This window comes from Kluyvera sp. 142486, from assembly GCF_046569695.1.
Taxonomy (GTDB): Bacteria; Pseudomonadota; Gammaproteobacteria; order Enterobacterales; family Enterobacteriaceae; genus Kluyvera.
On record NZ_JBKHUI010000031.1, the window covers coordinates 1 to 26,203 of the forward strand.

The 26,203-nt window shown below is 53.9% G+C and carries 25 protein-coding genes; 17 read left to right on the top strand and 8 right to left on the bottom strand.

What is annotated here, in order from left to right:
* Positions 1–235 precede the first annotated feature (235 nt).
* Positions 236–940 (top strand): FadR/GntR family transcriptional regulator, encoded by a 705-nt coding sequence (locus ACLGE8_RS22125; protein WP_411001242.1) that lies wholly within the window; start codon positions 236–238, stop codon positions 938–940.
* 10 nt (positions 941–950) lie between these two features.
* Positions 951–2,339 carry a multidrug transporter subunit MdtD gene (gene mdtD, locus ACLGE8_RS22130; protein WP_411001244.1) on the top strand — a complete coding sequence of 463 codons (1,389 nt, stop codon included), beginning with the start codon at positions 951–953 and terminating at the stop codon, positions 2,337–2,339.
* Between the two features lie 2 nt (positions 2,340–2,341).
* On the opposite strand, the gene rbsR is transcribed toward mdtD, so the two are convergent.
* From rbsR to kup, 7 genes are all read right to left on the bottom strand, one after another.
* Positions 2,342–3,334 (bottom strand): ribose operon transcriptional repressor RbsR, encoded by a 993-nt coding sequence (gene rbsR / locus ACLGE8_RS22135; RefSeq protein WP_185668179.1) that lies wholly within the window; start codon positions 3,332–3,334, stop codon positions 2,342–2,344.
* 3 nt (positions 3,335–3,337) lie between these two features.
* Entirely contained in the window at positions 3,338–4,267 is a 930-nt protein-coding gene (gene rbsK / locus ACLGE8_RS22140) for a ribokinase (protein WP_411001246.1), read from the bottom strand.
* 113 nt (positions 4,268–4,380) lie between these two features.
* Positions 4,381–5,271 (bottom strand): ribose ABC transporter substrate-binding protein RbsB, encoded by an 891-nt coding sequence (rbsB, locus tag ACLGE8_RS22145; RefSeq protein ID WP_411001248.1) that lies wholly within the window; start codon positions 5,269–5,271, stop codon positions 4,381–4,383.
* 27 nt (positions 5,272–5,298) lie between these two features.
* Complete coding sequence (gene rbsC, locus ACLGE8_RS22150) at positions 5,299–6,264, bottom strand: ribose ABC transporter permease (protein WP_035893646.1); 966 nt, start codon at positions 6,262–6,264, stop codon at positions 5,299–5,301.
* A 5-nt stretch (positions 6,265–6,269) separates the two neighbouring features.
* Positions 6,270–7,775, bottom strand: a complete 1,506-nt coding sequence (gene rbsA / locus ACLGE8_RS22155) for a ribose ABC transporter ATP-binding protein RbsA (RefSeq protein ID WP_395595825.1) — start codon at positions 7,773–7,775, stop codon at positions 6,270–6,272.
* 7 nt (positions 7,776–7,782) lie between these two features.
* A complete protein-coding gene (gene rbsD / locus ACLGE8_RS22160) occupies positions 7,783–8,202 on the bottom strand; it encodes a D-ribose pyranase (RefSeq protein ID WP_123650958.1) in 420 nt (139 codons plus the stop codon).
* Positions 8,203–8,376: 174 nt separating this feature from the next.
* Positions 8,377–10,245: a low affinity potassium transporter Kup gene (gene kup / locus ACLGE8_RS22165; protein ID WP_411001251.1), complete on the bottom strand. Its 1,869-nt coding sequence runs from the start codon at positions 10,243–10,245 to the stop codon at positions 8,377–8,379.
* A gap of 219 nt (positions 10,246–10,464) precedes the next feature.
* Here kup and ravA point away from each other — a divergent pair, with 219 nt between their 5' ends.
* Together ravA and viaA are read left to right on the top strand one after the other, a co-directional pair.
* Positions 10,465–11,961, top strand: a complete 1,497-nt coding sequence (ravA, locus tag ACLGE8_RS22170) for an ATPase RavA (RefSeq protein ID WP_411001253.1) — start codon at positions 10,465–10,467, stop codon at positions 11,959–11,961.
* The gene (viaA, locus tag ACLGE8_RS22175) at positions 11,961–13,412 is read left to right on the top strand and encodes an ATPase RavA stimulator ViaA (RefSeq protein WP_411001255.1); all 1,452 of its coding nucleotides are present in this window, start codon (positions 11,961–11,963) and stop codon (positions 13,410–13,412) included. Before ravA ends, viaA begins: the two co-directional genes overlap by 1 nt.
* A gap of 8 nt (positions 13,413–13,420) precedes the next feature.
* Here the strand turns inward: viaA and asnA are convergent, their stop codons facing one another.
* Positions 13,421–14,413, bottom strand: a complete 993-nt coding sequence (gene asnA / locus ACLGE8_RS22180) for an aspartate--ammonia ligase (protein ID WP_411001257.1) — start codon at positions 14,411–14,413, stop codon at positions 13,421–13,423.
* Between the two features lie 151 nt (positions 14,414–14,564).
* Between asnA and asnC the strand changes: the two genes are divergently transcribed.
* The 13 genes from asnC to ACLGE8_RS22245 all read left to right on the top strand — a co-directional run bounded on the left by asnC (position 14,565) and on the right by ACLGE8_RS22245 (position 26,053).
* On the top strand, positions 14,565–15,023 hold the full coding sequence (gene asnC, locus ACLGE8_RS22185) for a transcriptional regulator AsnC (RefSeq protein WP_035893632.1): 459 nt from the start codon (positions 14,565–14,567) through the stop codon (positions 15,021–15,023).
* 89 nt (positions 15,024–15,112) lie between these two features.
* Positions 15,113–15,562, top strand: coding sequence for an FMN-binding protein MioC (gene mioC / locus ACLGE8_RS22190; RefSeq protein WP_035893631.1), 450 nt, complete (start codon positions 15,113–15,115; stop codon positions 15,560–15,562).
* A gap of 373 nt (positions 15,563–15,935) precedes the next feature.
* A complete protein-coding gene (mnmG, locus tag ACLGE8_RS22195) occupies positions 15,936–17,825 on the top strand; it encodes a tRNA uridine-5-carboxymethylaminomethyl(34) synthesis enzyme MnmG (RefSeq protein WP_411001260.1) in 1,890 nt (629 codons plus the stop codon).
* 102 nt (positions 17,826–17,927) lie between these two features.
* A complete protein-coding gene (rsmG, locus tag ACLGE8_RS22200) occupies positions 17,928–18,551 on the top strand; it encodes a 16S rRNA (guanine(527)-N(7))-methyltransferase RsmG (protein ID WP_411001262.1) in 624 nt (207 codons plus the stop codon).
* Between the two features lie 614 nt (positions 18,552–19,165).
* Positions 19,166–19,546 (top strand): F0F1 ATP synthase subunit I, encoded by a 381-nt coding sequence (gene atpI / locus ACLGE8_RS22205; RefSeq protein ID WP_411001264.1) that lies wholly within the window; start codon positions 19,166–19,168, stop codon positions 19,544–19,546.
* 8 nt (positions 19,547–19,554) lie between these two features.
* Positions 19,555–20,370, top strand: coding sequence for a F0F1 ATP synthase subunit A (gene atpB / locus ACLGE8_RS22210; protein WP_166515107.1), 816 nt, complete (start codon positions 19,555–19,557; stop codon positions 20,368–20,370).
* A gap of 46 nt (positions 20,371–20,416) precedes the next feature.
* Positions 20,417–20,656: a F0F1 ATP synthase subunit C gene (gene atpE, locus ACLGE8_RS22215; protein WP_000429386.1), complete on the top strand. Its 240-nt coding sequence runs from the start codon at positions 20,417–20,419 to the stop codon at positions 20,654–20,656.
* 62 nt (positions 20,657–20,718) lie between these two features.
* Complete coding sequence (gene atpF / locus ACLGE8_RS22220) at positions 20,719–21,189, top strand: F0F1 ATP synthase subunit B (protein WP_035893620.1); 471 nt, start codon at positions 20,719–20,721, stop codon at positions 21,187–21,189.
* Between the two features lie 14 nt (positions 21,190–21,203).
* Positions 21,204–21,737, top strand: a complete 534-nt coding sequence (gene atpH, locus ACLGE8_RS22225) for a F0F1 ATP synthase subunit delta (RefSeq protein ID WP_035893618.1) — start codon at positions 21,204–21,206, stop codon at positions 21,735–21,737.
* A 12-nt stretch (positions 21,738–21,749) separates the two neighbouring features.
* Positions 21,750–23,291 (top strand): F0F1 ATP synthase subunit alpha, encoded by a 1,542-nt coding sequence (gene atpA, locus ACLGE8_RS22230; protein WP_166515109.1) that lies wholly within the window; start codon positions 21,750–21,752, stop codon positions 23,289–23,291.
* Positions 23,292–23,340: 49 nt separating this feature from the next.
* Entirely contained in the window at positions 23,341–24,204 is an 864-nt protein-coding gene (gene atpG, locus ACLGE8_RS22235) for a F0F1 ATP synthase subunit gamma (RefSeq protein ID WP_411001267.1), read from the top strand.
* Between the two features lie 26 nt (positions 24,205–24,230).
* On the top strand, positions 24,231–25,613 hold the full coding sequence (gene atpD / locus ACLGE8_RS22240; protein ID WP_035893613.1) for a F0F1 ATP synthase subunit beta: 1,383 nt from the start codon (positions 24,231–24,233) through the stop codon (positions 25,611–25,613).
* A gap of 20 nt (positions 25,614–25,633) precedes the next feature.
* A complete protein-coding gene (locus ACLGE8_RS22245) occupies positions 25,634–26,053 on the top strand; it encodes a F0F1 ATP synthase subunit epsilon (RefSeq protein WP_003023809.1) in 420 nt (139 codons plus the stop codon).
* The last annotated feature ends 150 nt before the right edge of the window (positions 26,054–26,203 follow it).

The window sequence follows — 26,203 nt, forward strand, 5'->3', positions numbered from 1 at the left end:
CAGGAGAACCTCGCTGACCCGGCGGCTTGTTTGCCGTTGTTCCGTCTCAGTGGGGCCGCATTATAGGGAGTAATTGAGATCCCGCAAGCATAAATTTAAAATAATTTATCGCTCGCTCTCTTTTTCAACAAATCGTGCAGCAATGCACCGTTAAAGGCCCGAACTGCTGTTTTTAACACCGATTCAGCACATCAAATGGCATACTAAAGAAAGACAAATAATAGGAATGGCATTTATGTCTCTAAGCGCACAGCAACTGGCAGCTCAAAAGAACATCTCCTGGGTCCTGGCTGAAAAAATAGCCCAGAAGATATTAACCGGCGAATACCCGCCGGAAAGCATCCTCCCCGGCGAGATGGAGCTGGCCGAGATTTTCGGCGTCAGCCGGACCGCCGTTCGTGAAGCGGTAAAAACCCTGTCGGCAAAAGGCATGCTGCTCCCGCGCCCGCGCATTGGTACGCGCGTCATGCCTCAGGCACACTGGAACTTCCTCGACACCGAGCTTATCTCCTGGTGGCTGACCACAGATAACTTCCAGTCGGTGATGAAACACTTCCTGGTACTGCGCCGCAGCCTCGAACCGCAGGCCTGCATGCTGGCCGCGACGTTAGGCACGGCTGAGCAGAAGGCGCACCTCAACACGTTAATGGAAGAGATGGCGACGCTGGAGAAAGCGTTCGACCGTACTCGCTGGATTGATATCGACACCTCCTGGCACGAGCATATCTATGAAATGAGCGCGAATCCGTTCCTGACCTCCTTCGCTAAGCTCTTCCATTCGGTGTACCACATCTATTTCACCTCTATTACTGAAGATGAAGTGATCGAGCTGGATAGCCACCAGGCCATTGTTGATGCTATCCAGGATGGCGACGGTCAGCAGGCATTTCTGGCATGTCAGGCGTTATTAAACGCGCCGCATATCCGGGAAGCCGTCTAGAGGACATCGCATGACAGAAAAGAAAGCGCGGAGTATGGCCGGTCTGCCGTGGATAGCGGCAATGGCCTTCTTTATGCAGGCGTTAGACGCCACCATCCTGAATACCGCCCTTCCGGCCATCGCCCACAGCCTTAACCGTTCACCGCTGGCCATGCAGTCGGCGATTATCAGCTATACCCTGACCGTCGCGATGCTGATCCCGGTGAGCGGTTGGCTGGCCGACCGTTTCGGTACCCGCCGCATCTTTATGTTAGCGGTGAGTCTGTTCACCCTTGGCTCTCTGGCCTGCGCGCTCTCTTCTTCATTAACCGAGCTGGTTATCTTCCGGGTAATTCAGGGGATTGGCGGCGCCATGATGATGCCCGTCGCGCGCCTGGCGTTACTGCGCGCCTATCCGCGCAGCGAACTGCTGCCGGTGCTTAACTTTGTCACCATGCCGGGTCTGATTGGGCCGATTCTGGGCCCGGTACTCGGCGGCGTGTTCGTCACCTGGGCAACCTGGCACTGGATTTTCCTCATTAACATCCCGATTGGCGTTATCGGGATGCTGTACGCCCGGAAATATATGCCGAACTTCACCACGCCGCGGCGGCGCTTCGACTTCTCCGGCTTCCTGCTCTTCGGGCTAAGCCTGGTACTGTTCTCCATCGGTATGGAGTTACTCGGGGAGCAGATCGTGTCGGGCTGGGTGGCATTAATGATAGTCCTGCTCAGCATACTTCTGTTGCTCGCCTATATCCGCCACGCGCGTAAACACCCTACGCCGCTGATTTCACTATCACTGTTCAAAACGCGCACCTTTTCCGTCGGTATCGCCGGAAACCTGGCTACGCGTCTGGGTACCGGCTGCGTACCGTTCCTGATGCCATTGATGCTACAGGTAGGCTTCGGCTACCCGGCGCTGATCGCCGGCTGCATGATGGCACCGACGGCAATCGGTTCGATCATTGCGAAATCGACCGTTACTGCCGTGCTGCGCCGTTTGGGCTATCGGAAAACGCTGGTAGGGGTCACGCTGTTTATCGGGCTGATGATCGCGCAATTCTCGCTGCAATCGCCATCAATGCCGATATGGATGCTGATTCTGCCGCTGCTGGTGCTGGGGATGGCGATGTCGACGCAGTTCACATCGATGAACACTATTACGCTTGCCGACCTGACGGACGATAACGCCAGCGGTGGCAACAGCCTGCTAGCGGTGACCCAACAGCTGTCGATTAGCCTTGGCGTTGCCATCAGCGCCGCGGTGCTGCGTTCGTATCAGAGTATCGTGGGTTCAACCATCGATCAGTTCCACTATACCTTTATTACCATGGGCGTGATTACGGCGATATCCGCGCTGATGTTCCTGCTGCTGCGACCGAAAGATGGCCGCAACTTAATAAAAGAAAAGCACTAGCCTCACACCGAGCCGCGAACCACCAGCTCGGGCGTCAGCTGCATACGCTGCTGTTTCTGCCCGGGCTGCGCGATGCGATGAATCAACACATCAATCGCCAGCTCGCCTAGTTCATCTTTCGGTTGGTGAATGGTGGTCAGCGGCGGCGTCATATAGCGCGCCAGCTCGATATCGTCATAGCCAATCACCGCCATGTCCTGCGGAATACGCAAACCGGCCTGATACAGCGCCTGATAGGCCCCCACCGCCATGGCGTCATTACCGACAAACACCGCATCCGGACGCTCGGGATGTTTTAACAACTGCTGCATCGCCTCCAGACCACCGCCAAATTCAAAGTCGCTGGTAATCTCATAGCCGTCCAGGATGGGCAGCTTCGCGTTATGCATGGCTTCCCGATACCCTTCCAACCGCAAACGCGCCGGAGTTTTATCTAATGGGCCAGCAATACAGGCAATGCGCGTATGGCCGCGTTCAATCAGATAACGGGTCGCCATATCGCCGCCGAACAGCGAATTATCCTGAATCAGGTCGCTGTCGCCGTCGAACGGCGCCCAGTCCATCATCACGGAAGGAATAGAAGGGTAGCGTTGCATGATCTCCAGCGACGGCTGGTGCGTTTCGGTGCACAGCAGCAGCAGCCCATCGACGCGTTTTTGCATCAGCGTTTCAAGATTGCGGTTCATTCGTTGTTCATCGCCTTCGGTGTTACACAACACCAGGCTATAACCGCGCTCAAAGCAACTGCGCTCAACGCCGCGTACCAGTTCAGAGTAGAACGGGTTGGTACTGGCGGTGATCAGCATGCCAATAGTATGGGTCTGATTCAGCTTGAGGCTACGCGCCAGTGCCGACGGCGCGTAGTTCAGCGTTTTGATGGCCGCATCAACTTTCTCGGTAATCGCCTCGCTGACGAAGCGGTCTTTATTGATGACGTGCGATACGGTTGAGGTGGAAACGCCCGCCAGGCGGGCAACATCCTTCATTGTGGCCAAGCATTACCCCTGTTGACGTAAGAATTCGTCGATCTCTTCACGCCATGGAACCGATGGCTGAGCGCCTTTACGCGTTACGGCAATGGCCGCGGCTGCATGAGCAAAGCGCAGCGCCTCCGCCAGCGGTGTGTTTTCCAGCAGCGCGGTCATCAGCGCACCGTTAAAGGTGTCGCCCGCGGCAATGGTATCGATGGCCTGGACTTTAAAGCCCGGCACGCGGCGGCCTTCGCCCTTCACGCTGGCCCATACGCCACGGCTGCCGAGGGTGATGATCACCGTATCGATACCTTTGGCATGCAGCACCTGCGCGGCTTTCGCAGCATCTTCATCGTTTTCTACCCGTACGCCCGTCAGCTTCTCAGCTTCGGTTTCGTTTGGGGTAATGATATCCACCAGCGACAGCAGCTCATCCGACAGCGCGCGCGCCGGGGCCGGGTTTAATACCACGGTGGTCTGATTCTGGTGGGCAATCTGCGCGGCCAGCTCTACGCTGTCCAGCGGGGACTCAAGCTGCATCAGCAGCGCGTCAGCCTTGGTGATACGCTCGCGCTGCGCGTCGACTAACGCGGTGGATAACGCGGCGTTGGCTCCGGCATGGATACCAATGACGTTTTCGCCTTCGCCGTTCACAAAGATCAGCGCCACGCCGGTCGACTCGCCAGTCACGGCGCTAACCGGTGCGACGTCAATGCGGTCAACCTGTAACTGTTTGCGGATACGCTCGCCGATATCGTCATCGCCCGTACAGGCAATAAACGCAATATCCGCGCCGCTGCGCCCGGCGGCAACCGCCTGGTTCGCGCCTTTGCCGCCAAAAGCGACCTGATAATGACTACCGGTGACGGTTTCGCCAGGCGTCGGGAAAGAGTCAAGATTGAGAATGTGATCGGCATTGATGCTGCCAAGGACGACGAGTTTGCCTGCGGTTTTCATTTTCAGAGTGTCCGGTAAGATGCGCCACCGGCTGACTGACCGGTGGCGCGTGCCCTGCTTTTATTTTTGATGTTGTCCCTCAGGCTGCGAGAACCTGAATCGCATTCGCGTTATTACTGCTTAATAACCAGCTTCAGGTCAACAGGATATTTCGCCTGGACCTTTTCGCCTTTCAGCACTTTGTCAGCGGTTTCCACGCCGGTAGCACCGATTTGGTCAGGTAACTGCGCGATAGTCGCCGCCAGTTTGCCATCTTTTACCGCTTTCTCGCCATCTGGCGTACCGTCAAACCCAACCACCATCACATCGGATTTACCCGCAGTCTGCAGCGCACGCAGTGCACCCAGCGCCATTTCGTCGTTCTGCGCGAAGACGGCTTTCACGTCAGGATGCGCAGTCAGCAGGTTCTGCATCACGTTCAGACCTTTAGTACGGTCGAAGTCGGCAGGCTGGCTCGCCAGGACGTTAAATTTGTGGGCAGCAACGGCCTGCTGGAAGCCTTCGCCACGCTCACGCGCTGCGGACGTCCCGGCAATCCCCTGCAGTTCGATAACCTTCGCGCCTTCACCGGCTTTTTTCGCGATGTAATCACCGGCGATTTTGCCGCCCAGCACGTTATCGGAAGCAATGTGGCTCACGACTTCGCCTTTAGCGGCCATACGGTCCAGGGTGATAACTGGGATTTTTGCCTGGTTAGCCATCTTGATGGCGTTACCCACCGCATCGGAGTCAGTTGGGTTGATCAGCAGAATTTTGGTGCCACGAACCGTTAAATCCTGAACGTTAGCCAGCTCTTTCGCCGGGTTATTCTGTGAATCCAGAACCACCAGGTTGTAACCCAGTTTATCGGCTTCTTTCTGCGCGCCATCCTTCAGAGAGACGAAGAACGGGTTATTCAGGGTAGAGATAACCAGCGCAATGGTGTCTTTCGCCATCGCGTTCGCACTCACGGTGGCGCTCAGCGCAACCGCAGAAACCAGGGTAGCCAGTTTTTTCATGTTCATATCTAAGATGTCCTGTAGTGTCGTGAATTACTGCTTTTTGTTGTCCACCAGCACCGCCAGCAAAATGACGACTGCTTTAACGATCATCTGGTAATAAGAAGAAACGCCTAACAAGTTCAAACCGTTGTTCAAGAACCCAAGAATCAGCGCACCGATAAGTGTGCCGACGATACGACCTTTACCGCCTGCCAGGCTGGTACCACCCAGCACTACCGCCGCGATGGCATCCAGCTCATAGCCGGTACCCGCCGTCGGTTGCGCAGAGGAGAGACGCGCCACTTCGATAATCCCCGCCAGCGCTGACAGCAGCCCGCACAGAGAATAGACGATAATTTTGACTTTATTGACGCTGATACCGGAAAGACGCGTTGCCGCTTCGTTGCCGCCCAGCGCATAGATATAACGACCCAGACGGGTGTGATGCAGCATGTACCACGCGGCCAGGAAGACAATCCCCATGATCCATACCGGAGTAGGAATGCCCAGCGGGCGACCAATCCCGAACCAGCCAAAGACATCGGCGTTGTCGGTAAACCCGGTATTTACCGGACTGCCGTTGGTGTACACCATGGTCACACCGCGCAGCAGCAGCATCATCACCAGGGTGGCGATAAACGCCTGAACACGCCCTTTGGCGACGATAACACCGGTAACGGCCCCGATTGCGGCACCTAATGCGAGTGCGGCAGCAACCGCCACCAGCGCATTAACTTCGATGCCGACAATCGACGCAGCGACCGCGCCGGTCAACGCCAGCAGAGAACCGACGGACAGGTCGATCCCTGACGTTAAAATGACCAGCGTCATCCCGACCGCCATGATCGCATTCACGGAGGTTTGCTGCAGGATGTTGAACAGGTTATTGACGGTAAAAAAGTTCGGGCTCATGGTCGATACAATCGCTATCAGCACCAGCAGGGCTATTAGCGATTTTTGCTCCAGCAGCCATGCTTTAGTGAAATAGCGGCGACCCGCCACAGACTGGGTTGTCATCTTTTTTACTCCTGGTTCACGCGGTTAAGCTTGCCCACAGCGGCAGCCATTAATACTTCCTGGGTGGCCTGCTCGCGTGAAAACTCACCGCCGAGATGCCCTTCATGCATCACAATAATGCGATCGCTCATCCCCAATACTTCCGGCATCTCTGAAGAGACCAGAATGATGCTCAGACCGTCGGCCTTGAACTGGTTGATAAGCTGATAAATCTCTTTCTTCGCCCCCACGTCGACGCCGCGCGTCGGTTCATCGAGGATCAGCACCTTCGGACGGGTCATCAGGCCGCGGGCAATCGCCACTTTCTGCTGGTTACCGCCGGAGAGCAGGCCGATAGCCTGTTCCATGGAAGGGGTTTTGACGTTAAACAGGCGGATAAAGTCACCGACCGCCTGCTGTTCGTCTTTATGCTTCAGGCCACCACCGGCACGGCTAAAGTAGCGCAGTGCGGTCAGCGACATGTTCTCTTTCACCGACATGCCCAGCACCAGGCCATCACGCTTACGGTCTTCGGAGATATACACGATGCCGTTCGCCAGGCCGTCCTGTGGCGAGCGGGTCACCACTTCATGGCCGTCGAGGGTCACGTAGCCGCTGGTGCGCGGTAGCGCGCCGTACAGCACCTTCATCAGTTCGGTACGTCCAGCGCCCATCAGCCCGGCGACGCCAAGGATCTCGCCTTTACGCAGGGTGAAGGAGACGTTTTCCACGCCCGGCCCGCACAGCGCGTCCACCTTCAGGCGGATCTCACCCGGTTCTTTATCAAGATGCGGGTACTGATCTTCGAGTTTGCGCCCAACCATCATTTCAATCAGAAGATCTTCGTCGAGGCTCGCCACTTCACGCTCGGCAATAAACTGCCCGTCACGGAAAACGGTGACGTCGTCGCAGATTTCGAAAATCTCTTTCATACGGTGGGAGATATAGACAATGCCGCGCCCCTGCGATTTCAGCTCGCGGATGACGCGGAACAGGGATTCGGTTTCAGTATCGGTCAACGCATCGGTCGGTTCATCCATTACGATGACCTTCGACTCAAAGCTCAGCACCTTGGCAATTTCCACCATCTGCTGATCGCCGATAGAGAGGTCGCCCACCAGGCGGTCGCTCTTAAAGCGCAGATTGAGTTTTGCCAGCAGGATATCGGCCTCAGCGTACATCTTCTTCCAGTCGATTTTGCCAAAGCGATTCACGAACTCACGGCCGAGGAAAATGTTCTCGGCAATCGTCAGTTGTGGGATCAGGTTCAGCTCCTGGTGGATGATGCCGATACCGGCTTCCTGGGACGATTTTGGACCGTTAAAGGTGGTCTCTTTACCCAGCCATAATAATGAACCAGCGTCGCGGGCGTAGATCCCGGTCAGCACTTTCATCATGGTGGATTTGCCCGCGCCGTTTTCACCCACCAGCGCCATAACGCGACCGGAGTAGACGTTCAGCGCGGCGCCGGAGAGCGCCTTTACGCCCGGGAACGATTTATCGATCCCTTTCAGTTGTAAGAGTGCGTCCATGATGGCCTCAGAAGGTGACGCCAGCACAGAGAATGATATTCGCATACGGGGAACACTCCCCGCTGCGAATCACCGCCTGACTGTCTGCGGTTTGTTGTTTGAACTGTTCATGTGAGACGTAACGAACATCAATGGTGTTTCCCTGGTGTTGCTGCAGCTGCTCAATGTGTTTGAGCAACGCTTCGTGGAGCTGCGGATTATGTTGTTGAATTTCCGCGGCGAGAATGGCGGCCTCAACCTGCATCTCTTGCGTCACCACGCCCAGCACCTGCATAAAGGTGGGAACGCCCTGGGTCAGCGCCATATCAATGCGCGCCGTGCTGCGGGGAATAGGTAAACCCGCATCGCACACCACCAGCGTATCGGTATGCCCCAAACGGGAGATAACCGACGAGATTTCAGAGTTGAGTACCGTGCCTTTCTTCATTTTGTTTTCTTGCTCCACTAGCGAAACGTTTCGCTAGCATCAGTTTAATCTGAAGAACGAACAGAAAACCACCATCAGGTTATAGAAATGTGATCGCTATCGAAACGTTTCGCGAACAAAGGGGTGGGGATAAAAAAACGCCCTCCGTCAAAATGAGGGAGGGCGTTGATAGCGTTATATTTCGACCTGGGTACCCAATTCGATAACGCGGTTCGGTGGGATCTCGAACTGATCCGGCGCGCGAAGCGCGTTGCGCTGGAGCAGCAGGTAGAGCTTGCCGCGCAGGCGCAGATACCACGGACGTTTGCCGACAATCAGCGACTCATGCGACATAAAGAACGAGGTTTCCATCATTCGGCAGCTCAAGCCTTCCAGACCGCAGCGGTGGAACACCTCTTCCACGTTTGGCGTTTCACGCCAGCCGTAGCTGGCCACCACGCGCCAGAAGGTTGGCGAGAGCTGCTCAATCTGCACGCGGCGAACATTATGCACATACGGCGCATCTTCGGTACGCAGCGTCAGCAGGATAACCCGCTCGTGTAGCACCTTGTTGTGCTTGAGGTTATGCAGCATGGCAAACGGAATCACGTTCAGCGCACGAGACATATACACCGCGGTGCCCGGCACGCGTACCGGCGGCGATTTCTCCAGTGAAGCGATCATCGCTTCCAGAGAGTTGCCGTGTTCATGCATACGACGCAGCAGGCGGAAGCGCTCGCTTTTCCAGGTGGTCATGATGGTGAACATGATCAGCGCCAGCGTCAGCGGCAGCCAACCACCGGAGACAATTTTATCGAGGTTCGCCGAGAACAGCGGAATGTCGATGCACATAAACGCCACAAACAGCAGCGCCACAAAGAACTTATTCCAGCGCCAGTTCTTGCGTGCCACCGTGGTGAACAGAATCGTCGTCAGCACCATGGTCCCAGTCACGGCAATACCGTACGCCGCCGCCAGGTTTGAAGAGTGCTCAAAGCTGACAATTACGACGACGACTGAGATATAGAGCAGCCAGTTGATAAACGGAATATAAATCTGGCCGGACTCCATTTCCGAGGTGTGGATAATGCGCATCGGAGACAGATATCCCAAACGCACCGCCTGGCGAGTCAGCGAGAAGACGCCGGAGATAACCGCCTGAGAGGCGATAACCGTCGCCAATGCCGCAATCACCAGCATCGGAATCAGCGCCCAATCAGGCGCCAGCAGGAAGAACGGGTTCTTAATCGCTTCCGGATGCTTTAACAGCAGCGCGCCCTGACCAAAGTAGTTCAACACCAGCGAAGGCAGAACCACCGAGAACCAGGCCAGACGAATCGGCAGCTTCCCGAAGTGGCCCATATCGGCATACAGCGCTTCCACGCCGGTAATCGACAGCACCACCGCGCCCAATGCGACGAAAGAGACGGTTTTGTATTGCAGGAAGAAGTTCACCGCCCAGTAAGGATTCAGGGCATGCAGAACGTCCGGGTTAGCAATAATGCTCCGCGCGCCCAGTACCGCCAACAGCAGGAACCAAATAAGCATAATCGGCGCAAACAGTTTGCCGACCATGCTGGTACCGTGCTTCTGAATAGCAAAAAGCAGCGTCAGGACGATGATAGAGATGGGGACAATCCAGGTATCAAGCGTTGGCGCGATGATCTCAAGACCTTCGATCGCCGACATCACCGAGATAGCCGGGGTAATGACCACTTCACCATAGAAGAAGCTTCCCCCAATAAGCCCAAGGATCACCAGTATTGATGTCATCTTTGCGGAGGTATTACGCCCAGCAAGTGACATCAACGTCAGGATCCCGCCTTCACCGGCGTTATCCGCCCGCATCACGAAGGTAATGTATTTGAGTGATACCGTAAAAATCAGCAGCCAGAAAATTAATGACAGGAAGCCAAAAACCGCGTCACGTTCAACGCCAAAACCAAACTGCCCAGACAAACATTCACGAAGCGTATAAAGAGGGCTGGTACCAATATCGCCGTATACCACGCCAATTGCAGCGAGTGTAATCGCTGATAAAGATTGTTTCTTATCAGTGCTCATAGACTAGTCTTTCGTTTATGAAACAAATGTGTGCCTAGTCCCTTGGCCCACGAAAAGCGCACAGTATGCACGATTAACATCAAAATCGTACCCCTTAATTGCGTCATCTTAACCTGCCTCAATAAATGGCGAGGGACTATTCAGGCTATTCACCTAAAGAGTTATACGTCTATACTCAGCCAGTTAGCAGAATAAACGGTGAAAGGACGCAACTTAATTATGGCGCAACCACATTTATTAGCAGAAAGAATTTCGCGCCTGAGCAGCGCGCTGGAGAAGGGCCTTTTTGAGCGTAGTCACGCCATGCGGCTCTGTCTGTTGGCGGCCCTCAGCGGTGAGAGTGTGTTTTTACTCGGCCCTCCCGGCATCGCCAAAAGCCTGATCGCCCGCCGCCTGAAGTTTGCCTTCCAGCACGCCCGCGCCTTTGAATACCTGATGACCCGTTTCTCTACGCCGGAAGAGGTATTCGGCCCGCTCTCTATTCAGGCCTTAAAAGATGAAGGGCGCTATGAGCGTCTGACCGCTGGCTACTTGCCAGAAGCGGAAATCGTCTTCCTTGATGAAATCTGGAAAGCCGGCCCGGCGATTCTGAACACTTTGCTGACCGCCATTAACGAGCGTCACTTCCGTAACGGCGCCAGCGTCGAAAAAATCCCAATGCGCCTGCTGGTAACGGCCTCCAATGAACTGCCGGAAGCGGAAAGCAGCCTCGAAGCGCTATATGACCGTATGCTGATTCGCCTGTGGCTCGACAAAGTACAGGACAAAGGCAATTTCCGCTCGATGCTGATTAGCCAGCAGGACGAGAACGACAACCCGATTCCGGCAAACCTCCAGGTCACCGACGAAGAATATTTCCAGTGGCAGAAGGATATCGGCAACGTGAAGCTGCCAGATGCGGTGTTTGAGCTGATCTTCACCCTGCGTCAGCAGCTCGATAATCTGCCGAATGCGCCTTATGTCTCCGACCGTCGCTGGAAAAAAGCGATCCGTCTGCTTCAGGCCTGCGCCTTCTTCAGCGGCCGCGATACGATAGCGCCTATCGATCTGATCCTCTTAAAAGAGTGTCTCTGGCATGATGCAGAAAGCAGAAATCTGCTGCAACAACAAATAGATATTTTGATGACCGGGCGCGCGTGGCAGCAGCAGTCGATGCTCAACAAGCTGGGCGCCATCACCCAACAACGCCTGCAAATTCAGCAGCAGCAAAGCGATAAAACGGCGCTCAAGGTGACCCGTCTGGGCGGCATGTTCAGCCGCAAACCACACTATGAGCTGCCGCCAGAGGTGCAATCACCAACGGTCACGCTACTGCTGCAAAAGCCGCTCAAGCTGCACGATATTGAAGTCATTCACATCACCTTTGAACGTCAGGCACTGGCCAACTGGCTGGAGAAAAGCGGCGAAATCCGCGGCAAGCTCAACGGTATCGGCTTTGCGCTGGCGCTGAATATGGAAGTCGATGCCAGTCAGCATCTGGTGGTGCGCGATGTTAGTCTTCAAGGCACGCGTCTTTCATTACCCGGCACAGGAACGGCAGAAAGTATGCCGGCAGAAATCCGCCAGCAGCTGCTCGCGCTGGATGAAGAGTGGCACCAGCAGCACAACCGCTTTAGCGAACAGCAAAAATGCCTCTTTATTAATGAAGAGTGGCTCGGCCGAATTGAAGCCAGCCTGCAGGATGTGGCCGCGCAAATTAAGCAGGCGCAGCTTTAATGCTGACTATCGATACGCTCAACGTCATGCTGGCGGTCAGCGAAGAGGGGATGATCGAAGAGATGATCATCGCCCTGCTGGCCTCGCCACAGTTGGCTATCTTTTTTGAAAAGTTTCCCCGTTTAAAAACCGCGATTACCGACGATCTTCCGCGCTGGCGCGACACCTTTAAAGGCCGTCTGAAAGGAGCACCGGTTCCACCGGAGCTGGAAGAAGAAGTTCTCTGCTATCAGCAAAGTCAGCTGCTTTCCACCGCGCAGTTTATCGTCCAACTGCCGCAGATTCTGGCGCTGCTAACGCGGCTGCATTCGCCGTTTGCGGTGCAGGCGCAGCAGCTTGTCGCCAACAATGCAACCTTTACCCCCGCACTACACACCCTGTTCCTGCAACGCTGGCGACTGAGTCTGGTTGTTCAGGTCACGTCGCTTAACCAGCAGATGCTGGAAGAAGAGCGCGAACAGCTGTTGAGTGAGGTGCAGGAGCGCATGACCTTGAGTGGCCAGCTGGAGCCGGTGCTGGTGGAGAACGACAGCGCCGGTGGGCGGCTGTGGGACATGAGCGCCGGGCAGCTCAAGCGCGGCGACTATCAGTTGATCGTCAAATACGGCGAGTTTCTCAGCCAACAGCCGGAGCTGATGCGCCTGGCGGAACAGCTCGGTCGTTCCCGCGAAGCGAAATCGGTGCCGAAGAAAGATGCACCTATGGAGACCTTCCGCACCATGGTGCGCGAACCCTCCACCGTGCCAGAGCAGGTCGATGGCATTCAGCAAAGCGACGATATCCTGCGCCTGCTGCCGCCGGAGCTGGCAACGCTTGGGATGACCGAACTGGAGTATGAATTCTATCGCCGGCTGGTGGAGAAGCAGCTGCTAACCTACCGCCTGCACGGTGATGCCTGGCGTGAGAAGGTCACCGAGCGCCCGGTGGTTCATCAGGATGAAGACGAACAGCCTCGCGGGCCGTTTGTGGTCTGCGTGGATACCTCCGGCTCGATGGGCGGCTTCAACGAGCAGTGCGCCAAAGCGTTTTGCCTTGCGTTGATGCGCGTGGCGCTGGCGGATAACCGCCGCTGCTACATCATGCTGTTCTCCACGGAGGTGGTGCGCTATGAGCTCACCGATCGTCAGGGGCTGGAGCAGGCGATCCGCTTTTTAAGCCAGCGCTTTCGCGGCGGCACCGATATGGCGAGCTGTCTGCGCGCGGTAATTGAGCAGTTGCAAAACCCGCAGTGGCAGGATGCCGACGCGGTGGTCATTTCCGATTTTATCGCCCAACGGCTGCCGGATGAGGTGGTGAAGAAGGTGGGGGATCTGCAGCACAAATATCAACACCGTTTTCATGCGGTGGCGATGTCTGCACATGGAAAACCCGGGATCATGCGCATCTTCGATCATATCTGGCGCTTTGATACCGGGTTGAGAAGCCGCCTGCTTAGACGCTGGCAGCGTTAATTTAAGCATTACAGCAGGGCGGAGACGCTCTCACGAACCTGTGTTGGCCATACGCCACACTGCACCTGCCCAATGTGGGAGAGTTGCAGCAGCAGCATCGTCAAACGAGACTGACCAATACCGCCGCCAATCGTCTGCGGCATTTCACCGCGCAGCAGCGCCTGGTGCCACTCCAGCTGCAGACGATCTTCATCACCGGTTAATGCCAACTGGTGCTTCAGCGCTTTAGCATCGACGCGGATCCCCATAGAGGAAAGCTCGAAGGCGTCTTCCAGCACCGGGTTCCACACCAGAATATCACCGTTCAGGCCAGAGAGGCCGGAAGCGCTCTGAGTGCTCCAGTCGTCATAGTCTGGCGCACGGACATCGTGACGCTGGCCGTCAGACAGTTTACCGCCGATCCCGATCAGGAAGACCGCGCCCAGCTCTTTGGCGATCGCGCGCTCACGCCCTTTCGCATCAAGGCCAGGGTAGCGGCTCAGCAGCGTTTCGCTATGAACGAAATGGATCTGTTCTGGCAGAAACGGTGTCAGACCAAATTCTTTGCTCACGGCAATTTCAGTTTCTTTAATACCCGCCCAGATGGCCTTCACGGTGCTTTCCAGCGTGCCGATATGGCGCTCTTCATCACCCATTACGCGCTCCCAGTCCCACTGGTCAACGTAAACGGAGTGAATGGCGGTGAGTCGGTCTTCATCGGGGCGAAGGGCCTTCATGTGCGTGTACAGCCCTTCGCCCGCGCTGAAGTCGTGTTGTCCCAGGGTTTGACGTTTCCACTTCGCAAGGGAGTGAACCACTTCGAACTGGGCATCTGGCAGTGTTTTCACCTTCACCTGAACCGCCTTCTCGCAACCAGACAGGTTGTCCTGTGTCCCATCTCCCACGCGGCTTAAGATCGGTGCCTGAACTTCTACGAGCCCTAGCTTCTTTTCCAGCTGACGGGAAAAATAGGATTTAACGAAACTAATCTGGCGTTGTTTTGCGATGTATGCGGTTTTCATTATTTTTACTCCTGCGTCCTGTTGGTATTGATTAAGCAACAAAACAGGACACCAATTCAATAATCAAACAATAAAAAACCTTACTCACTTTTGATTCAATAAAATAACAGGCTAAAATAGAGTGAATCATTAATCTTCATAAGAAAAAGCTATGGAAAATTATCAAATCGACAATCTGGATCGCGGCATCCTTGAGGCGTTAATGGCCAATGCCCGCACCGCCTATGCCGAACTGGCCAAACAGTTCGCCGTGAGCCCCGGCACTATTCACGTTCGCGTAGAGAAGATGAAGCAGGCGGGCATTATTACCGGCGCGCACGTCGACGTGAGCCCTAAGCAACTGGGCTACGACGTAGGCTGCTTTATCGGCATCATTCTGAAGAGTGCGAAGGATTATCCTTCAGCGCTGGCAAGGCTGGAAAGTCTGGATGAGGTTACCGAGGCGTACTACACCACCGGGCACTACAGCATCTTTATTAAAGTGATGTGCAAATCCATTGACGCCCTGCAGCAGGTACTTATCAACAAGATCCAAACAATTGATGAAATTCAGTCCACCGAAACGCTGATCGTCCTGCAGAACCCGATTATGCGTACTATCAAGCCATGATCGGCTTTTTTAATCCCACATTTTTCCACAGGTAGATCCCAGTTCACACACAGCGTACAATGCCCTCCTCTATATATAGGTGGGCGATCATGGCAGATATCACTCTTATCAGCGGCAGTACTCTCGGCAGTGCGGAATATGTAGCAGAGCATTTGGCTGAAAAACTGGAAGATGCCGGTTTTACCAGCGAAATGCTGCACGGGCCGATGCTTGATGAAGTGCCGACGGAAGGGATCTGGCTGGTTATCAGCTCCACACACGGTGCAGGAGACATTCCTGACAACCTGCTGCCTTTATATGAAGCATTACGTGAGCAAAAACCGGATCTCTCCCAGGTTCGCTTCGGGGCAATCGGGATTGGCAGCCGCGAATATGACACGTTCTGCGGTGCGATCGACAAGCTGGATGCCGAACTGAAGGCCTGCGGGGCCAAACAGATCGGCGAAACGTTGAAGATCAACGTACTCGAACATGAGATTCCTGAAGATCCGGCCGAAATCTGGCTGGGATCGTGGCATCTTTTGCTCAGAGATTTGTAAAGATCGGAATTTATTGTGTGGATAACTCTGGTTAAAAGCTTGGATCAACCGGTAGTTATCCAAAGAATAACTCTTGTCTGGTTTTTGACCTGTGTATAACCCTGCATTTTGATCCCAGCTTATACTGAACAGGATCACCGATCATTCACAGCTAACGATCCTTCTTAAACGGTTGATCTTAAAATACGGATCGGACTTATCCACAAAGGTTGGCGATCCTAATAAGAGATCACAATAGAACAGATCTCTAAATAAAAAGATCTTCTTTTTAATACCCAAGATCCGAACCCTTTCTCCATCGACTAAAGTTGAGTAGAATCCACGGCCCGGGCTTCAATCCATTTTCAAACCGCTTTACGCGAGGCAAACCACCATGTTTTATCAGGATCCTTTTGACGTCATCATCATTGGCGGGGGTCATGCAGGCACTGAGGCAGCGATGGCCGCAGCGCGTATGGGTCAACAGACTCTGCTTTTGACACACAATATCGACACGCTGGGGCAGATGAGCTGCAACCCGGCGATTGGCGGCATTGGGAAAGGACACCTGGTAAAAGAAGTGGATGCTCTTGGCGGCCTGATGGCGACTGCGATCGACCAGGCTGGCATCCAGTTTAGGATACTAAACGCCAGCAAAGGCCCGGCAGTTCGAGCCACCCGTGCACAGGCGGATCGCGTGCTCTATCGTCAGGCGGTACGCACCGCGCTGGAGAACCAGCCGAATCTGATGATCTTCCAGCAGGCGGTTGAAGATCTGATTGTTGAGAACGATCGCGTTGTTGGCGCCGTAACCCAAATGGGCCTCAAATTCCGCGCCAAGGCAGTAGTACTGACCGTGGGTACCTTCCTCGACGGCAAAATTCACATTGGTTTGGATAACTACAGCGGTGGCCGTGCTGGCGATCCGCCGTCTATCCCGCTGTCTCGCCGCCTGCGTGAACTGCCGCTGCGCGTCAGTCGCCTGAAAACCGGTACGCCACCGCGTATCGACGCACGTACCATCGACTTTAGCGTCCTGGGTCAGCAAAACAGCGATAACCCGTTGCCGGTCTTCTCCTTCCTGGGGAACGCCGCTCAGCATCCTCGTCAGATGCCGTGCTACGTCACGCATACCAACGAGAAGACGCATGAGGTGATCCGCAATAACCTCGATCGCAGTCCAATGTACGCCGGCGTGATCGAAGGGATCGGCCCGCGCTATTGCCCATCGATCGAAGATAAAGTGATGCGATTTGCCGATCGTAACCAGCATCAGGTATTCCTGGAGCCGGAAGGACTCACCTCCAACGAAATTTATCCAAACGGTATCTCCACCAGCCTGCCGTTTGATGTGCAGATGCAAATTGTCCGTTCCATGCAGGGGATGGAAAACGCGCGAATCGTTCGTCCTGGCTACGCCATTGAGTACGATTTCTTCGATCCGCGCGACCTGAAACTTACGCTGGAAAGCAAATTTATCCACGGTCTGTTCTTTGCCGGTCAAATCAACGGCACCACTGGCTATGAAGAAGCTGCCGCCCAAGGCATGTTGGCCGGGCTTAACGCAGCCCGTTTGTCTGCCGACAAAGAGGGCTGGGCACCGCGTCGCGATCAGGCCTACCTCGGCGTGCTGGTGGACGACCTTTGCACGCTCGGTACCAAAGAACCGTACCGCATGTTCACCTCTCGCGCGGAATACCGCCTGATGCTGCGTGAAGACAACGCCGACCTGCGTCTGACCGAAATCGGTCGTGAGCTGGGAATGGTGGACGACGTTCGTTGGGCGCGCTTCAACGAGAAGCTGGAGAGCATCGAACGTGAACGCCAGCGTCTGAAGTCTACCTGGATTACACCGTCATCGGAGTCTGCGGCCGAAGTGAATGCTCACCTGAGTGCGCCACTCACGCGCGAAGCCAGCGGTGAAGATCTGCTGCGTCGCCCGGAAATGACCTACGAACAACTGACCTCTCTGACCCCGTTTGTTCCTATGCTGGAAGACGCGCAGGCGGCCGAGCAGGTGGAAATCCAGGTTAAATACGAAGGCTATATCGCTCGTCAGCAGGACGAAATCGAGAAACAGCAGCGCAACGAAAACACCTTGCTGCCTGCTACGCTGGACTACCGCCAGGTTAACGGCCTGTCCAACGAAGTGATCGCCAAACTTAACGATCACAAACCGGTTTCGATAGGCCAGGCTTCTCGTATCTCCGGGATCACGCCAGCGGCAATCTCCATTCTGCTGGTATGGCTCAAAAAACAAGGGCTGCTGCGCCGCAGCGCTTAATGCACCGAACGTTGCCCGGCGGCGCTACGCTTGCCGGGCCTACACCTAAGCCGGATAAGGCGAAGCCGTCATCCGGCAGATTATCGCTAACAGGTATTCTCCGTGCTTAACAAACTCTCTCGACTGCTGGATGAAGCAGGAATTTCCCTCTCCGATCACCAGAAAAACCAGCTTGTGGCCTACGTGGATATGCTGCACAAGTGGAATAAAGCCTACAATCTGACCTCCGTACGTGACCCTAACGAGATGCTGGTTCGCCATATTCTCGACAGCATTGTGGTCGCGCCATCGCTGAAGGGGGAACGCTTTATCGATGTGGGTACGGGCCCTGGCCTGCCGGGTATTCCCCTTTCCATCGTGCGTCCTGATGCTCACTTCACGTTACTGGATAGCCTGGGTAAACGCGTCCGCTTCCTTCGTCAGGTGCAGCACGAGTTAGCGCTGACTAACATCACGCCGGTGCAGAGCCGTGTTGAAGATTTCCCGGCGGAACCGCCGTTTGACGGCGTGATTAGCCGTGCTTTTGCTTCACTGACTGACATGGTGACCTGGTGCCATCACCTTCCAGGTGATTCTGGGCGCTTTTACGCATTGAAGGGACAGCTTCCGGAAGAGGAGATCGCTCAGCTTCCAGCACCGTTTGGCGTCGAGAGCGTGGTGCCGCTAAAAGTTCCTCAGCTGGAAGGGGAGCGTCATTTGGTTATTATTAAAGCAAATAAAATTTAATTTTTATCAAAAAAAGTAGAGAAAAAGCGGGGTCTCTGGTGTTAACAAATGCACGACAATTAGCGCCAGCGACCTGCTATATTTAACCGTCAGTTAACTTGAGTTTATCTTCACCGTAACGCGGCTTTTTTTGTTAAGACTTAAAATAGTCAACATGGAAAATATCAGCCTGCTAAAAGTCAGCCCGTTCGACATTTTGTCATGTTAATAAATTATTATAAATGTCAATGAATGGTTTTTGTTCTGTATCGCGGTGTTTTTAAAAGAGTGGGCGGATTAAGTCTTATATATCAGAATGATGAGAACATCTGTTTTGCTACAATGATTTATGCTGTTCGCTCTAAAATGTTTAATATGTGATCTTGTGCACGCTTTATAATCACTATTTTCGGTGTATTTGCAGTTTTGTACGATCGTTCACACTTTGGTGAAAAGTAGAAAAACAGCGCGAATGAAAAATAATTAAATATTTATTCACGTTTTGGCTACTTATTGTTTGAAATCACGGGGTGTCACCGTATAATTTGACCGCTTTTTGATGCTTGACTCAGAGCTTTAAAGAACGTTTTATACGACACGCGGCATACCTCAAAGGGAGCAGGAGTACAAACGTGATGTCTATGTCGCTCGTGAGTCGAAACGTTGCACGAAAGCTTCTGTTCATTCAGCTTCTGGCAGTGATAGCAAGTGGATTGCTGTTCAGCCTAAAAGACCCCTTCTGGGGCATCTCCGCCGCGTGTGGAGGCCTGGCAGTGTTACTGCCTAATATGTTGTTTATGATTTTTGCCTGGCGTCACCAGGTACATACACCCGCTAAAGGCCGAGTGGCCTGGACGTTCGCCTTCGGGGAAGCGTTCAAAGTGCTTGCGATGCTGGTGTTACTGGTCGTGGCGCTGGCGGTTTTTAAAGCGGTGTTCTTACCGCTGATCGTTACATGGATTTCGGTGCTAGTGGTTCAAATACTGGCGCCCGCTGTAATTAACAACAAAGGGTAAAAGGCATCATGGCTTCTGAAAATATGACGCCGCAGGAATACATAGGACACCATCTGAATAACCTTCAGCTGGACCTGCGTACTTTCTCGCTGGTAGATCCGCATAACCCCCCAGCCACCTTCTGGACGCTCAATATTGACTCCATGTTCTTCTCGGTGGTGCTGGGTCTGTTGTTCCTGCTTACGTTCCGTAGCGTTGCCAAAAAAGCAACCAGCGGCGTACCGGGTAAATTTCAGACCGCGATTGAGCTGGTAATCGGCTTCGTTCATGGCAGTGTCAAAGACATGTACCATGGCAAAAGCAAGGTTATTGCTCCGCTTGCCCTGACGATCTTCGTCTGGGTCTTCCTGATGAACCTGATGGACTTACTGCCTATCGACCTGCTGCCGTATGTTGCTGAGCACATACTGGGCCTGCCGGCGCTGCGCGTGGTTCCGTCTGCGGACGTAAACATTACCCTGTCTATGGCACTGGGCGTGTTTATCCTGATTCTGTTCTACAGCATCAAAATGAAAGGCATCGGTGGCTTCACGAAAGAGCTGACACTGCAGCCGTTCAATCACTGGGCATTTATTCCTGTCAACTTAATCCTTGAAGGGGTAAGCCTGCTGTCCAAACCGGTATCTCTGGGTCTGCGACTGTTCGGCAACATGTATGCCGGTGAGCTGATTTTCATTCTGATTGCTGGTCTGTTGCCGTGGTGGTCACAGTGGATTCTGAATGTGCCGTGGGCCATTTTCCACATCCTGATCATTACGCTGCAAGCCTTCATCTTCATGGTTCTGACGATTGTCTATCTGTCGATGGCGTCTGAAGAGCATTAATTTACCAACACTACTACGTTTTAACTGAAACAAACTGGAGACTGTCATGGAAAACCTGAATATGGATCTGCTGTACATGGCTGCCGCTGTGATGATGGGTCTGGCGGCAATCGGTGCTGCGATCGGTATCGGCATCCTCGGGGGCAAATTCCTGGAAGGCGCAGCGCGTCAACCGGATCTGATTCCTCTGCTGCGTACTCAGTTCTTTATCGTTATGGGTCTGGTGGATGCTATCCCTATGATCGCTGTAGGTCTGGGTCTGTACGTGATGTTCGCTGTCGCGTAGTAAGCGTTGCTTTGAATTAAGAGCAATATCAGAACGTTAACTAGATAAAGAGGCATTGTGCTGTGAATCTTAACGCAACAATCCTCGGCCAGGCCATCGCGTTTGTCCTCTTCGTTCTGTTCTGCATGAAGTACGTATGGCCGCCTTTAATGGCAGCCATCGAAAAGCGTCAAAAAGAAATTGCTGACGGCCTTTCTTCTGCAGAACGAGCTAAAAAGGATTTGGACCTTGCACAGGCCAATGCGACCGACCAGCTGAAAAAAGCGAAAGCGGAAGCCCAGGTAATCATCGAGCAGGCGAACAAACGTCGCTCTCAGATCCTGGACGAAGCCAAAACTGAAGCAGAGCAGGAACGTAACAAAATCGTGGCACAGGCTCAGGCAGAAATTGATGCTGAGCGTAAACGTGCCCGCGAAGAGCTGCGTAAGCAAGTCGCTATCCTGGCTGTTGCTGGCGCCGAGAAGATCATCGAACGTTCCGTGGATGAAGCTGCTAACAGCGACATCGTGGACAAACTTGTCGCTGAACTGTAAGGAGGGAGGGGCTGATGTCTGAATTTGTTACGGTAGCTCGCCCCTACGCCAAAGCAGCTTTTGACTTTGCCGTCGAACACAAAAGCGTAGATCGCTGGCAGGACATGCTGGCGTTTGCCGCCGAAGTGACGAAGAACGAACAAATGGCAGAGCTTCTGTCTGGTGCGCTGGCACCGGAAACGCTCTCTAAGTCGTTTATCGCAGTATGCGGTGAGCAACTGGACGAAAACGGCCAGAACCTGATTAAGGTTATGGCTGAAAATGGTCGTCTTAAAGTGCTCCCGGATGTTCTCGAGCAGTTCATTCATCTGCGCGCCGCGAGTGAAGCTACCTCTGAGGTAGAAGTCATCTCCGCTAATGCGCTCAATGAAGAACAGCTTGCGAAAATCAGCGCCGCGATGGAAAAGCGTCTGTCACGCAAAGTTAAGCTGAATTGCAAAATCGATAAGTCTGTAATGGCGGGCGTTATCATCCGTGCGGGTGATATGGTCATTGATGGCAGCGTACGCGGCCGTCTTGAGCGCCTTGCAGACGTCTTGCAGTCTTAAGGGGACTGGAGCATGCAACTGAATTCCACCGAAATCAGCGAACTGATCAAGCAGCGCATTGCTCAGTTCAGTGTTGTGAGTGAAGCTCACAACGAAGGTACTATTGTTTCTGTAAGTGACGGTGTTATCCGCATCCACGGCCTGGCCGATTGTATGCAGGGTGAAATGATTTCCCTGCCGGGTAACCGTTACGCTATCGCACTGAACCTGGAGCGCGACTCCGTAGGTGCTGTAGTAATGGGTCCGTACGCTGACCTTGCCGAAGGCATGACCGTCAAGTGTACTGGTCGTATCCTGGAAGTTCCGGTTGGCCGTGGCCTGCTGGGCCGTGTGGTTAACACCCTGGGTGCACCAATCGATGGTAAAGGCGCGCTGGACAACGACGGCTTCTCCGCCGTTGAAGCTATCGCACCAGGCGTAATCGAACGTCAGTCCGTTGATCAGCCAGTTCAGACTGGTTATAAATCCGTTGATGCCATGATCCCAATCGGTCGTGGTCAGCGTGAACTGATCATCGGCGACCGTCAGACCGGTAAAACCGCGCTGGCAATCGACGCCATCATCAACCAACGTGATTCCGGCATCAAGTGCGTATACGTTGCTATCGGCCAGAAAGCGTCCACCATTTCTAACGTGGTACGTAAACTGGAAGAACACGGCGCGCTGGCTAACACCATCGTTGTTGTGGCAACCGCGTCTGAATCCGCTGCACTGCAATACCTGGCACCATATGCCGGTTGCGCAATGGGCGAATACTTCCGCGACCGCGGCGAAGATGCGCTGATCATTTATGATGACCTGTCTAAACAGGCTGTCGCATACCGTCAGATCTCCCTGCTGCTGCGTCGTCCACCAGGACGTGAAGCATTCCCGGGCGACGTATTCTATCTGCACTCCCGTCTGCTGGAGCGTGCTGCGCGTGTTAACGCCGAATACGTTGAGACCTTCACCAAAGGTGAAGTGAAAGGGAAAACCGGTTCTCTGACCGCTCTGCCGATTATCGAAACGCAGGCAGGTGACGTTTCCGCATTCGTTCCGACCAACGTAATCTCCATTACCGATGGTCAGATCTTCCTGGAAACCAACCTGTTCAACGCCGGTATTCGTCCTGCGGTTAACCCAGGTATCTCCGTATCCCGTGTTGGTGGTGCAGCTCAGACCAAGATCATGAAGAAACTGTCCGGTGGTATCCGTACCGCTCTGGCACAGTATCGTGAACTGGCAGCGTTCTCTCAGTTCGCATCTGACCTTGACGATGCAACCCGTAAGCAGCTGGACCATGGTCAGAAAGTAACTGAACTGCTGAAACAGAAACAGTATGCGCCGATGTCAGTCGCGCAGCAGTCTCTGGTTCTGTTCGCGGCAGAACGTGGTTATCTGGCGGATGTAGAACTGGCGAAAATCGGTAGCTTCGAAGCCGCTCTGCTGGCTTACGTTGACCGTGATCACGCTCCGTTGATGCAAGAGATCAACCAGTCCGGTGGCTATAACGACGAAATCGAAGGCAAGCTGAAAGGCATCCTCGATTCCTTCAAAGCAACCCAATCCTGGTAAAGTCTGACGGCCTGTCTTAGGGCAGGCCGTAGGCATTGAGGAGAAGCTCATGGCCGGCGCAAAAGAGATACGTAGTAAGATCGCAAGCGTCCAGAACACGCAAAAGATCACTAAAGCGATGGAGATGGTCGCCGCTTCCAAAATGCGTAAATCGCAGGATCGCATGGCGGCCAGCCGTCCTTATGCAGATACCATGCGCAAAGTGATTGGTCACCTTGCGAACGGTAATCTGGAATATAAGCACCCATACCTGGAAGAACGCGACGTTAAGCGCGTGGGCTACCTGGTGGTGTCTACCGACCGTGGTCTGTGCGGTGGCTTGAACATTAACCTGTTCAAGAAACTGCTGGCGGATATGAAGGCATGGACCGAAAAAGGCGTTCAGTGCGACCTAGCAATGATCGGCTCTAAAGGTGTGTCCTTCTTTAATTCCGTAGGTGGCAACATTGTCGCTCAGGTAACCGGTATGGGCGATAAACCTGCCCTGTCCGAACTTATCGGTCCGGTAAAAGTGATGTTGCAAGCCTACGACGAAGGTCGTCTGGACAAGCTTTATATTGTCAGCAACAAATTTATTAACACCATGTCCCAGGTGCCGACGATCACTCAACTGCTGCCGTTACCGGCTTCAGATGATGATGATCTGAAACGTAAAACCTGGGATTACCTGTACGAACCCGATCCGAAAGCGCTGCTGGATACTCTCCTGCGTCGCTATGTCGAATCTCAGGTCTATCAGGGCGTGGTAGAAAACCTGGCCAGCGAGCAGGCCGCACGTATGGTGGCGATGAAAGCCGCGACCGACAATGGCGGCAGCCTGATTAAAGAGCTGCAGTTGGTATACAACAAAGCTCGACAGGCCAGCATTACTCAGGAACTCACCGAGATTGTCGGTGGTGCATCCGCGGTATAACCAGGTTAATTCGTAGAGGATTCAAGATGGCTACTGGAAAAATTGTCCAGGTAATCGGCGCCGTAGTTGACGTCGAATTCCCTCAGGATGCCGTACCGCGCGTGTACGAAGCTCTTGAGGTGCAGAATGGTAATGAAGTTCTGGTGCTGGAAGTTCAGCAGCAGCTCGGCGGCGGTATCGTACGTACCATCGCTATGGGTTCTTCCGACGGTCTGCGTCGCGGTCTGGATGTTAAAGACCTCGAGCACCCAATCGAAGTTCCGGTAGGTAAAGCAACACTGGGTCGTATCATGAACGTACTGGGTCAGCCAGTAGACATGAAAGGCGACATCGGTGAAGAAGAGCGTTGGGCTATCCACCGCGCTGCACCTTCCTACGAAGAGCTGTCTAGCTCTCAGGAACTGCTGGAAACCGGTATCAAAGTTATCGACCTGATGTGTCCGTTCGCGAAGGGCGGTAAAGTCGGTCTGTTCGGTGGTGCGGGTGTTGGTAAAACCGTAAACATGATGGAGCTGATCCGTAACATCGCGATCGAGCACTCCGGTTACTCCGTGTTTGCGGGCGTAGGTGAACGTACTCGTGAGGGTAACGACTTCTACCACGAAATGACCGACTCCAACGTTATCGATAAAGTATCCCTGGTATATGGCCAGATGAACGAGCCACCGGGAAACCGTCTGCGCGTTGCTCTGACCGGTCTGACCATGGCTGAGAAATTCCGTGACGAAGGTCGTGACGTACTGCTGTTCGTCGATAACATCTATCGTTACACCCTGGCCGGTACTGAAGTATCTGCACTGCTGGGTCGTATGCCTTCAGCGGTAGGTTACCAGCCGACTCTGGCGGAAGAGATGGGCGTTCTGCAGGAACGTATCACCTCCACCAAGACCGGTTCTATCACCTCCGTTCAGGCGGTATACGTACCTGCGGATGACTTAACTGACCCATCCCCAGCAACGACCTTTGCTCACTTAGATGCAACAGTCGTACTGAGCCGTCAGATCGCTTCCCTGGGTATCTACCCTGCGGTTGACCCGCTGGACTCCACCAGCCGTCAGCTGGATCCGCTGGTTGTTGGTCAGGAACACTACGACACCGCTCGTGGCGTTCAGTCCATCCTGCAGCGTTATCAGGAACTGAAAGACATCATCGCCATCCTGGGTATGGATGAGCTGTCTGAAGAAGACAAACTGGTGGTAGCACGCGCACGTAAAATTCAGCGCTTCCTGTCCCAGCCGTTCTTCGTAGCAGAAGTATTCACCGGTTCTCCGGGTAAATACGTTTCGCTGAAAGACACCATCCGTGGCTTTAAAGGCATCATGGACGGCGAATACGATCACCTGCCGGAGCAGGCGTTCTACATGGTCGGTTCCATTGACGAAGCAGTGGAAAAAGCCAAAAAACTTTAACGCCTTAATCGGAGGGTGATATGGCAATGACTTACCACCTGGACGTCGTCAGCGCAGAGCAACAAATGTTCTCTGGTCTGGTCGAGAAAATCCAGGTAACGGGTAGCGAAGGTGAGCTGGGTATTTTCCCGGGTCACGCCCCGCTGCTCACCGCCATTAAGCCTGGTATGATTCGCATCGTTAAACAGTTCGGTCATGAAGAGTTTATCTATCTGTCCGGCGGCATTCTTGAAGTGCAGCCTGGTAGCGTGACCGTTCTGGCTGATACCGCTATTCGCGGCCAGGACCTCGACGAAGCGCGAGCTCTGGAAGCGAAACGTAAGGCTGAAGAGCACATTAAGAGCTCTCATGGTGACGTGGATTACGCTCAGGCGTCTGCGGAACTGGCCAAAGCGATCGCTAAACTGCGCGTTATCGAGTTGACCAAAAAAGCGATGTAACACCGGCTTGAAAGTCAAAAAGCCAGTCTGGTTCCCAGGCTGGCTTTTTTTATGACTTTGACCCGTCCTGAATAGCGTTGACACGTTCCTGACTTAAATCCGGAGAACGTGATGATGACTGAGTTCAAACGCACCCAACGTGATTATTCT

Excerpts from the sequence above, each read along its gene's own strand:
- atpB (WP_166515107.1), top strand. The coding sequence starts at position 19,555 with ATGGCTTCTGAAAATATGACGCCGCAGGAATACATAGGACACCATCTG.
- kup (WP_411001251.1), bottom strand. The coding sequence starts at position 10,245 with ATGAGCACTGATAAGAAACAATCTTTATCAGCGATTACACTCGCTGCA.
- rbsD (WP_123650958.1), bottom strand. The coding sequence starts at position 8,202 with ATGAAGAAAGGCACGGTACTCAACTCTGAAATCTCGTCGGTTATCTCC.
- rbsB (WP_411001248.1), bottom strand. The coding sequence starts at position 5,271 with ATGAACATGAAAAAACTGGCTACCCTGGTTTCTGCGGTTGCGCTGAGC.
- mioC (WP_035893631.1), top strand. The coding sequence starts at position 15,113 with ATGGCAGATATCACTCTTATCAGCGGCAGTACTCTCGGCAGTGCGGAA.
- atpA (WP_166515109.1), top strand. The coding sequence starts at position 21,750 with ATGCAACTGAATTCCACCGAAATCAGCGAACTGATCAAGCAGCGCATT.
- viaA (WP_411001255.1), top strand. The coding sequence starts at position 11,961 with ATGCTGACTATCGATACGCTCAACGTCATGCTGGCGGTCAGCGAAGAG.
- rbsK (WP_411001246.1), bottom strand. The coding sequence starts at position 4,267 with ATGAAAACCGCAGGCAAACTCGTCGTCCTTGGCAGCATCAATGCCGAT.
- rbsA (WP_395595825.1), bottom strand. The coding sequence starts at position 7,775 with ATGGACGCACTCTTACAACTGAAAGGGATCGATAAATCGTTCCCGGGC.
- atpG (WP_411001267.1), top strand. The coding sequence starts at position 23,341 with ATGGCCGGCGCAAAAGAGATACGTAGTAAGATCGCAAGCGTCCAGAAC.
- asnA (WP_411001257.1), bottom strand. The coding sequence starts at position 14,413 with ATGAAAACCGCATACATCGCAAAACAACGCCAGATTAGTTTCGTTAAA.
- atpH (WP_035893618.1), top strand. The coding sequence starts at position 21,204 with ATGTCTGAATTTGTTACGGTAGCTCGCCCCTACGCCAAAGCAGCTTTT.
- mnmG (WP_411001260.1), top strand. The coding sequence starts at position 15,936 with ATGTTTTATCAGGATCCTTTTGACGTCATCATCATTGGCGGGGGTCAT.
- ACLGE8_RS22125 (WP_411001242.1), top strand. The coding sequence starts at position 236 with ATGTCTCTAAGCGCACAGCAACTGGCAGCTCAAAAGAACATCTCCTGG.
- rbsC (WP_035893646.1), bottom strand. The coding sequence starts at position 6,264 with ATGACAACCCAGTCTGTGGCGGGTCGCCGCTATTTCACTAAAGCATGG.
- mdtD (WP_411001244.1), top strand. The coding sequence starts at position 951 with ATGACAGAAAAGAAAGCGCGGAGTATGGCCGGTCTGCCGTGGATAGCG.
- ACLGE8_RS22245 (WP_003023809.1), top strand. The coding sequence starts at position 25,634 with ATGGCAATGACTTACCACCTGGACGTCGTCAGCGCAGAGCAACAAATG.
- atpE (WP_000429386.1), top strand. The coding sequence starts at position 20,417 with ATGGAAAACCTGAATATGGATCTGCTGTACATGGCTGCCGCTGTGATG.
- ravA (WP_411001253.1), top strand. The coding sequence starts at position 10,465 with ATGGCGCAACCACATTTATTAGCAGAAAGAATTTCGCGCCTGAGCAGC.
- asnC (WP_035893632.1), top strand. The coding sequence starts at position 14,565 with ATGGAAAATTATCAAATCGACAATCTGGATCGCGGCATCCTTGAGGCG.
- atpD (WP_035893613.1), top strand. The coding sequence starts at position 24,231 with ATGGCTACTGGAAAAATTGTCCAGGTAATCGGCGCCGTAGTTGACGTC.
- atpI (WP_411001264.1), top strand. The coding sequence starts at position 19,166 with ATGTCTATGTCGCTCGTGAGTCGAAACGTTGCACGAAAGCTTCTGTTC.